The sequence below is a fragment of the Peribacillus sp. NPDC101481 genome (assembly GCF_044767165.1).
GTDB lineage: Bacteria > Bacillota > Bacilli > Bacillales > DSM-1321 > Peribacillus.
This window is the reverse complement of the sequence record NZ_JBIWNJ010000013.1, coordinates 1-2,280: the sequence shown is the minus strand read 5'-3', so window position 1 is coordinate 2,280 and position 2,280 is coordinate 1. Positions and strand designations below refer to the sequence as shown.

Here is a 2,280-nt window from a genome sequence, read left to right as displayed (position 1 = left end):
AAAGCGTTGGTTAAGTCCTCGATCTATTAGTATCAGTCAGCTCCACATGTCGCCACGCTTCCACCTCTGACCTATCAACCTGATCATCTTTCAGGGATCTTACTAGCTTGCGCCATGGGAAATCTCATCTTGAGGGGGGCTTCATGCTTAGATGCTTTCAGCACTTATCCCGTCCGCACGTAGCTACCCAGCTATGCCTTTGGCAAGACAACTGGTACACCAGCGGTGCGTCCATCCCGGTCCTCTCGTACTAAGGACAGCTCCTCTCAAATTTCCTGCGCCCGCGACGGATAGGGACCGAACTGTCTCACGACGTTCTGAACCCAGCTCGCGTACCGCTTTAATGGGCGAACAGCCCAACCCTTGGGACCGACTACAGCCCCAGGATGCGATGAGCCGACATCGAGGTGCCAAACCTCCCCGTCGATGTGGACTCTTGGGGGAGATAAGCCTGTTATCCCCGGGGTAGCTTTTATCCGTTGAGCGATGGCCCTTCCATGCGGAACCACCGGATCACTAAGCCCGACTTTCGTCCCTGCTCGACTTGTAGGTCTCGCAGTCAAGCTCCCTTGTGCCTTTACACTCTACGAATGATTTCCAACCATTCTGAGGGAACCTTTGGGCGCCTCCGTTACTCTTTAGGAGGCGACCGCCCCAGTCAAACTGCCCACCTGACACTGTCTCCCACCCCGATAAGGGGCGCGGGTTAGAATTTCAATACAGCCAGGGTAGTATCCCACCAACGCCTCCACCGAAGCTGGCGCTCCGGCTTCTCAGGCTCCTACCTATCCTGTACAAGCTGTACCAAAATTCAATATCAGGCTGCAGTAAAGCTCCACGGGGTCTTTCCGTCCTGTCGCGGGTAACCTGCATCTTCACAGGTACTATAATTTCACCGAGTCTCTCGTTGAGACAGTGCCCAGATCGTTACACCTTTCGTGCGGGTCGGAACTTACCCGACAAGGAATTTCGCTACCTTAGGACCGTTATAGTTACGGCCGCCGTTTACTGGGGCTTCGGTTCAAAGCTTCGCTTGCGCTAACCTCTCCCCTTAACCTTCCAGCACCGGGCAGGTGTCAGCCCCTATACTTCGCCTTGCGGCTTCGCAGAGACCTGTGTTTTTGCTAAACAGTCGCCTGGGCCTATTCACTGCGGCTTTTCTGGGCTATTCACCCTAAAAAGCACCCCTTCTCCCGAAGTTACGGGGTCATTTTGCCGAGTTCCTTAACGAGAGTTCTCTCGCACACCTTAGGATTCTCTCCTCGCCTACCTGTGTCGGTTTGCGGTACGGGCACCTTACATCTCACTAGAGGCTTTTCTTGGCAGCGTGGAATCAGGAACTTCGGTACTATATTTCCCTCGCCATCACAGCTCCGCCTTAATGGAAACGGGATTTGCCTCGTTTCCGGCCTAACTGCTTGGACGCGCATATCCAACAGCGCGCTTACCCTATCCTTCTGCGTCCCCCCATCGTTCAAACGATGTATAGGTGGTACAGGAATATCAACCTGTTGTCCATCGCCTACGCCTTTCGGCCTCGGCTTAGGTCCCGACTAACCCTGAGCGGACGAGCCTTCCTCAGGAAACCTTAGGCATTCGGTGGAAGGGATTCTCACCCTTCTTTCGCTACTCATACCGGCATTCTCACTTCTAAGCGCTCCACCAGTCCTTCCGGTCTGACTTCAACGCCCTTAGAACGCTCTCCTACCATCGACACCCTACGGTGTCAATCCACAGCTTCGGTGATACGTTTAGCCCCGGTACATTTTCGGCGCGGAGTCACTCGACCAGTGAGCTATTACGCACTCTTTAAATGGTGGCTGCTTCTAAGCCAACATCCTGGTTGTCTAAGCAACTCCACATCCTTTTCCACTTAACGTATACTTTGGGACCTTAGCTGGTGGTCTGGGCTGTTTCCCTTTCGACTACGGATCTTATCACTCGCAGTCTGACTCCCAAGAATAAGTATTTGGCATTCGGAGTTTGACTGAATTCGGTAACCCGTTGGGGGCCCCTAGTCCAATCAGTGCTCTACCTCCAATACTCTCATCTTGAGGCTAGCCCTAAAGCTATTTCGGAGAGAACCAGCTATCTCCAGGTTCGATTGGAATTTCTCCGCTACCCACACCTCATCCCCGCACTTTTCAACGTGCGTGGGTTCGGGCCTCCATTCAGTGTTACCTGAACTTCACCCTGGACATGGGTAGATCACCTGGTTTCGGGTCTACGACCTCATACTCATTCGCCCTATTCAGACTCGCTTTCGCTGCGGCTCCGTCT

Annotated in this window: 1 rRNA gene; it reads right to left on the bottom strand. The window is 53.5% G+C overall.

From position 1 onward, the window contains the following. Positions 1–6 precede the first annotated feature (6 nt). Positions 7–2,280 (bottom strand): 23S ribosomal RNA (locus ACIROD_RS26170); the annotation flags it as partial.